The 6,335-nt window shown below is 51.6% G+C and carries 6 protein-coding genes and 1 tRNA gene; all 7 read right to left on the minus strand.

Features of this window, described 5'->3' with window-relative positions; all coding sequences use genetic code 11:
• Window positions 1-9: 9 nt before the first annotated feature.
• Complete coding sequence (locus RN22_RS01695; protein ID WP_002541120.1) at window positions 10-702, minus strand: electron transport complex subunit E; 693 nt, start codon at window positions 700-702, stop codon at window positions 10-12.
• A complete protein-coding gene (gene rsxG, locus RN22_RS01700; protein WP_046302842.1) occupies window positions 699-1,331 on the minus strand; it encodes an electron transport complex subunit RsxG in 633 nt (210 codons plus the stop codon). The genes RN22_RS01695 and rsxG overlap by 4 nt, the downstream gene beginning before the upstream one ends.
• Window positions 1,328-2,389: an electron transport complex subunit RsxD gene (gene rsxD, locus RN22_RS01705; RefSeq protein WP_046302843.1), complete on the minus strand. Its 1,062-nt coding sequence runs from the start codon at window positions 2,387-2,389 to the stop codon at window positions 1,328-1,330. The genes rsxG and rsxD overlap by 4 nt, the downstream gene beginning before the upstream one ends.
• Window positions 2,390-2,391: 2 nt before the next feature.
• Window positions 2,392-4,830, minus strand: coding sequence for an electron transport complex subunit RsxC (rsxC, locus tag RN22_RS01710; protein ID WP_046302844.1), 2,439 nt, complete (start codon window positions 4,828-4,830; stop codon window positions 2,392-2,394).
• Window positions 4,827-5,411 (minus strand): electron transport complex subunit RsxB, encoded by a 585-nt coding sequence (gene rsxB / locus RN22_RS01715; RefSeq protein WP_046302845.1) that lies wholly within the window; start codon window positions 5,409-5,411, stop codon window positions 4,827-4,829. The genes rsxC and rsxB overlap by 4 nt, the downstream gene beginning before the upstream one ends.
• On the minus strand, window positions 5,411-5,992 hold the full coding sequence (rsxA, locus tag RN22_RS01720) for an electron transport complex subunit RsxA (protein WP_002541126.1): 582 nt from the start codon (window positions 5,990-5,992) through the stop codon (window positions 5,411-5,413). Before rsxA ends, rsxB begins: the two co-directional genes overlap by 1 nt.
• A gap of 225 nt (window positions 5,993-6,217) precedes the next feature.
• Window positions 6,218-6,293: transfer RNA gene (locus RN22_RS01725), tRNA-Asn, on the minus strand.
• Window positions 6,294-6,335 lie beyond the last annotated feature (42 nt).

The raw sequence follows: 6,335 nt of genomic DNA on the forward strand, positions 1-6,335 counted from the left end.
GCTTAACTTTTAATCTGTGGACGTGATTCGAACGCGTTCGATCACGGCTTTCTCTTTTGGTTGTTTCTTCGCTTGTTTTTCGTCAATCACGTTCTTTATAGCGATGAGGAAACCTACAGCCAGGAAAGCACCCGGCGGCAGCATCGCCAATAGGAATGGGCTATCAAACTGGAACACTTCTATACGAAGTCCCGCAGCCCAATCACCAAGCAGTCGGTCAGCACCGTCAAACAAAGTACCATTACCCAGTACTTCGCGAATAGCACCTAATACGACCAGTGCCGCAGTCATGCCCATGCCCATCCAGAAGCCATCCAACACCGAAGGTAATGGCGTATTCTTGGAGGCGAACGCCTCTGCGCGGCCGATGATGATGCAGTTGGTCACGATCAGGGGAATAAAGATACCCAGTGACTGATAAAGGCCGAATGCATAGGCGTTCATCAGTAGCTGAACACAGGTTACCAGTGACGCGATGATCATAACGAAGATTGGAATACGCACTTCTTTTGGTACATATTCGCGCACCAGTGAAACGGTCAGGTTCGAGCCCACCAAAACCAGCAGCGTTGCGATGCCAAGCCCTAATGCGTTGGTCACTGTCGCGGAAACTGCAAGCAGGGGACAAAGACCCAGAAGCTGCACCAGCGCAGGGTTATTGGCCCACATTCCGTTTGTCATTAACTCTTTATTCTGGCTCATGATGAAGCTCCACAATTCAGAGGTTGGCGGACAATAGTGTCTTTGTTCTGCATGGCATACCAAGCAGCATTTCGCGCGGCGCTAACCACGGCACGCGGTGTGATGGTGGCACCGGTGAACTGGTCAAACTGACCGCCATCTTTGTAAACCGCCCAACGCTTATCGTCTTCACTTTCAATATTTTTACCATTGAAAGACAGCACCCAATCAGAGACATTCAGATCGATTTTATCGCCAAGACCCGGGGTTTCGTTGTGGCTCAGCACACGAACACCGAGCACAGTGTTATTAGTATCGACGCCGACCAAGACTTTGATGGCGCCGTTATAACCGTCCGGTGCAATGGCTTCAACTGCCATGGCTGTCGGCTCACCGTTTTTGGTGGCAATGTAGATTGGCATTGGTTCACTGGTACCAAGGTTTGGGCTGGTCACCAAAGTACAGGTTTTCGCCAACGCATTGTCATGCATGTCTTCTGGGATCACTTGATTTAGAACCCGTAAAAGCTGGATGCGTTGCTGCTCTGCGATAGTGTCTTTCGTCAGTGTATTGGTGACGGCGACTAAGCCCGTTGAAAGCAGTGCCGCCAGCGCTAGGATTGCGCCATTATTTCGCATCGCGCGGATCATTTGCTTTCCTTCCTGTAACCGTAAGTGGTTGGTTTGGTGTAGTAGTCAATCAGGGGTACGCACATGTTTGCGATAAGCACGGCAAACGCTACGCCATCTGGGAAGCCGCCAAAGGTGCGGATCAAATAAACCATCGCGCCGATCATTGCACCAAAGATCAGTCGGCCTCGCGTAGTGGTTGAAGCAGAAACTGGATCAGTGGCAATGAAGAATGCACCCAACATGGTGGCACCGGAGAACAGGTGCATCAATGGCGAAGCCACACCATCTGGGCTGATGGCATAACCTACCAAGCTGAACACAAAAAGTGATGCCAGCATAGCAACGGGGATTTGCCACTGGATAATCTTCTTCTTCAGCAGAATAAGACCGCCAACAAGGAAGGCGACATTCACCCAGCCCCAACCGATACCTGCAAAGCTACCAAACACTGACTTCTCAACCGCCTCAGAGACGGTTTCACCGGCCAGCAAAGAGGTCTTAATGGTATCCAGCGGCGTTGCCATGGTTGAGCCATCCACGGCAATACGCAGTTGGTTCACGCTAAAGCCATCGGTGGTGAGGCCCGTGAAGATAGCGGCGAAGCTGTCAGTAAAGCCAAGTGGCTGAACCAACAATTCGCTTGGTGGAAGCCAAGTGGTCATTTGAACCGGGAACGAAATCAGCAGTACGACATAAGCGACCATGGCAGGGTTAAACAGGTTTTGACCCAGCCCACCATAGAGATGTTTAGCAATGACGATGGCGAAAAGAATACCGATAATTACAATCCACCATGGTGCGAACGGTGGAATGGCGATACCCAGAAGCACACCCGTCAGCAGGGCAGAGTGGTCTTTAAGATAGCGTTTAGCAGGGCGGCCGCGCAGAGCCACAACAGCCGCCTCTGCAGCCACCGCAGTCAGTGCCGCCATGACGACCTGAAGTAAAACACCCCAACCGAAAAAGTAACAAAGCGCAGCGATGCCGGGCAAAGTACACAGTATCACTGTCATCATGATGTCGCTGGTGCTCTTGCGACTGTGGCTATGTGGGCTACTGGCGATAAAAAAGGCCACGATTACTCTTCCTCATTATTATTCTTCATTTGCGCTGCCTTTCTCGCTTTTGCGCGCGCAATGGCAGCAGCAACCGCTGCTTTCTTGGGATCTTCTTCAACGGGAGTGTCTTCTACTGGAGCAGCCTCTGCAGTAGGCGCTTCAGCTTCTGCCTGTTGTGCGGCTTTGCGTGCTTTGGCGCGGGCAACGGCAGCAGCAACAGCGGCTTTCTTCGGATCGCCTTCGGCGGGAGCTTCTTCCACTGGAGCAGAATCAGCAGCAGGCGCTTCAGATTCTGCCTGTTGTGCGGCTTTGCGCGCTTTAGCACGGGCAATCGCAGCAGCGACAGCGGCTTTCTTCGGGTCGTCTTCAGCGGGAGCTTCTTCTGCCGGATTAGCATCAACAGCAGGCGTTTCAGCTTCCGCCTGTTGTGCGGCTTTGCGTGCTTTAGCACGGGCAACGGCAGCAGCGACAGCGGCTTTCTTCGGATCGTCTTCAACTGGTGCTTCTTCTGCTGATACAGGTTCAGCATTAGGTGTTGCCGTGTCAGCTTGTTGTGCTTCTTTGCGTGCTTTAGCTCGGGCAATAGCAGCAGCGACAGCAGCTTTCTTTGGATCTTCTCCAGCAGCGCTGTTATCAGAAGCGGGCTCAGACTCGCTTTTCTGAGCAGCTTTGCGTGCTTTAGCGCGGGCTATCGCCGCCGCAACAGCGTCTTTCTTGTCGTCTGCTGCGTTTTCAGTTTCGGATTCCGACGCCTTTTGTGCTTTACGTTCACGCGCCTGACGCTTGCGCTCTTCGCGCAGCTTTGCCATTTCACTGTTGTCTGGCTCTGCCTGCCCTTGTGCGGCAGCCTCAGCCTGTTTGGCTTTTGCTTTGGCAATAGCAGCAGCCACAGCTGGCTTCATTGCTGTGGCTGCAGATTCATTTTCTGATTTGGCTTTCACACGTGCAATGGCAGCGGCAATCGCGTCGCCATCGGCGGATTTTTCCATCGCTTTACGACGGTTTTCCGCAGCTTGCTTGTGGCGCTCTTCACGCGCTTTTTTGTCACGCTCCATACGCGCTTTTTTGGCTTCGAAGCGCTCTTTGGCGCGCTCGGCAGCTTGCTGCTCCGCATCGCGCGCGCGGATTTCAGATTTAGCCTGACGATAGTATTGCACCAGTGGAATTTCACTTGGGCAGACGAAGGCACAGGCACCACATTCGATGCAATCGAAGAGGTTATACTCTTCGCACTTGTCGTAATCCTGATCTTTGGCGTACCACTGAAGTTGTTGTGGCAGCAGCGAAGCCGGGCAAGCTTCTGCACAGGCGCTGCATCGGATGCAGGCCATCTCGCCCTCTGACGGCGCAATTTCGCGACGTGAAGGCACCAACACACAGTTGGTGACTTTGGTGACGGGTACGTTAGGGTGCGGAATGGTGTAACCCATCATCGGGCCGCCAATTATCACGCGCTCTACTTTTTTGTCTGCTTCATACCCGTGCTTATCGAGCAAGAAACTGACTGGTGTGCCAAGCAGCGCCCAACGGTTGCGTTGTTCTTTCAACGTGGTACCTGTCAAGGTGACGACACGCTCAATCAGCGGCTCACCGTCGATGACAGCACGTTTAATGGCGAAGACTGTACCGACGTTTTGCATCATCACGCCGATTGCGGCAGGGATGGCTTTTGCAGGTACTTCTTTACCGGTGATGAGTTTGATGAGCTGCTTTTCACCGCCAGACGGGTATTTGGTCGGCACTACCTGAACGACAATGTCAGGTTTACCCTGTGTCGCCAATTTCAGGGCGTCAATCGCTTCCGGCTTGTTGTCTTCCAGCGCCATGACGGTGAGTTTTGGGCTCACGATATGCTGAAGGATCTCAATACCTTGAACAATTTCATCTGCACGTTCTTGCATCAAACGGTCATCAGCGGTGATGTAAGGCTCACATTCTGCACCGTTGATGATCAGAATTTCTGTGCGTGCATGACCAGTTTGCAGCTTGCGGGCTGCTGGGAAACCTGCGCCACCCATGCCCGCGATACCCATCATGCGGACATGATCGATCAACGCCTCGTCAGAGACTTCGCGGAAATCAGCCAGTGCGTTTTTCTCGCCCCAGGCGTCTTCGAAATCCGGTTTGATCACAATGCAGTTATCGGTCAGGCCAGAGGCATGGGCGATAGTGCGAGGCTCAATAGCAACCACTTCACCGGAAGTTGGTGCATGAACCGGACAGCATTGCAGAACGTCTGACTTGGTCAGTGGTTGCCCTTTCAGTACCTTATCGCCAACATTGACCAACAGTTGGCCTGCTGTGCCAATGTGCTGTTTGGTTGGCAACACAATTTCATTTGGGATATCGGCAGGCAAGATGGAAGTTTCGCTCGACTGGCGTTTGTTTTCAGGTGGGTGAATACCACCGTGAAAATCCCAGACATGTCCCTGTTTGATCTGTTCGATTAGGGTGATCATGCTTGTTTGACCCCTTTATCTTCATCGACAGAAAGTTGAACAACCGGAATTTGGTCAAGTTGCCATTTCCAGGTTTCAGGCGTGGTTTGAACAGGGATCATTTCAATACAGTCAGTCGGGCAAGGGGCGACACAGAGGTCACATCCGGTGCATTCATCTTTGATTATGGTGTGCATGGCTTTGGTGCTGCCAATGATGGCATCCACCGGACAAGCCTGAATACATTTGGTACAGCCAATACAGTCGTCTTCGTGAATGAAGGCGACTTTTTTTACGCTCTTTTCTTCATCGTGTGCAGATTCTGTGGCTTCCACCCCCATAAGGTCAGCAAGCTTCTCGATAGTTGGCTGACCACCTGGAGGGCATTTGTTTATGGCATCGCCATTGGCAATGGCTTCTGCATAAGGACGACAACCAGGGTAACCACATTGTCCGCACTGTGTTTGCGGAAGGATGGAGTCAATCTGATCGACGATCGGGTCCGCTTCGACTTTAAAACGCACAGAAGCAAAGCCCAGCAAGATACCGAACACTGCTGCGAGGACAGCGATAGCAATAATCGCAATCAAAATTCCAGTCATTACAGTTTCACCAACCCTGTAAAGCCCATAAACGCCAATGACATTAGTCCAGCTGTGATCATAGCAATCGATGCACCGCGGAATGGCTGAGGAACATCAGCCGCGGCAATACGCTCGCGCATCGCCGCAAACAAAATCAATACGAGGGAGAAGCCAGCAGCAGCGCCAAAGCCATAAATAATGGATTCGATAAAGTTGTGGCGCTCATTGATATTCAGCAGTGCGACACCCAACACGGCGCAGTTTGTTGTGATTAGCGGCAGGAAGATACCCAACAGACGGTAAAGTGTTGGGCTGGTTTTATGCACGACCATTTCAGTGAATTGCACGACGACCGCAATCACTAAGATAAAACTCAGTGTTCGCAGGTACTCGAGGCCCAATGGAGCCAAAATGTAAGTCTCGACCAGGTAAGCACTCACTGATGCGAGTGTCAGTACGAACGTGGTCGCAAGCCCCATCCCAATGGCGGTTTCAAGTTTTTTGGACACACCCATAAATGGGCACAGGCCAAGGAACTTAACCAGCACAAAGTTGTTTACCAGGACGGTGCCGACAAGAAGCAATAAATACTCAGTCATGCCATTCTTCGAAAATTTTAAAGAGATCTTTGTATTATCGGCCTTTGAAGCGCCTATAACAACAGATAGGAGAAAGGGTTTTTCACCAAAATTGGCACAGCGGACAAACTTTGCCCGGATCTGGGCGATTGCTTACAGTCCAGATAATAGGTAGTAACAATTCCTGTGCGTCATATCCACAAAACAAATACAAAAAAACCCAGCGCTAGGCTGGGTTTTCGAAAGTGGCTCCCCCTGCAAGACTTGAACTTGCGACATACGGATTAACAGTCCGCCGTTCTACCGACTGAACTAAGGGGGAACAGATTTTGTGATTCACCGCCGTGGCGATGTATCGAAAGTG

This window comes from Grimontia sp. AD028 (assembly GCF_000973155.1).
Lineage (GTDB): Bacteria > Pseudomonadota > Gammaproteobacteria > Enterobacterales > Vibrionaceae > Enterovibrio > Enterovibrio indicus.

Excerpts from the sequence above, each read along its gene's own strand:
- RN22_RS01695 (WP_002541120.1), bottom strand. The coding sequence starts at position 702 with ATGAGCCAGAATAAAGAGTTAATGACAAACGGAATGTGGGCCAATAAC.
- rsxA (WP_002541126.1), bottom strand. The coding sequence starts at position 5,992 with ATGACTGAGTATTTATTGCTTCTTGTCGGCACCGTCCTGGTAAACAAC.
- rsxG (WP_046302842.1), bottom strand. The coding sequence starts at position 1,331 with ATGATCCGCGCGATGCGAAATAATGGCGCAATCCTAGCGCTGGCGGCA.
- rsxC (WP_046302844.1), bottom strand. The coding sequence starts at position 4,830 with ATGATCACCCTAATCGAACAGATCAAACAGGGACATGTCTGGGATTTT.
- rsxB (WP_046302845.1), bottom strand. The coding sequence starts at position 5,411 with ATGACTGGAATTTTGATTGCGATTATTGCTATCGCTGTCCTCGCAGCA.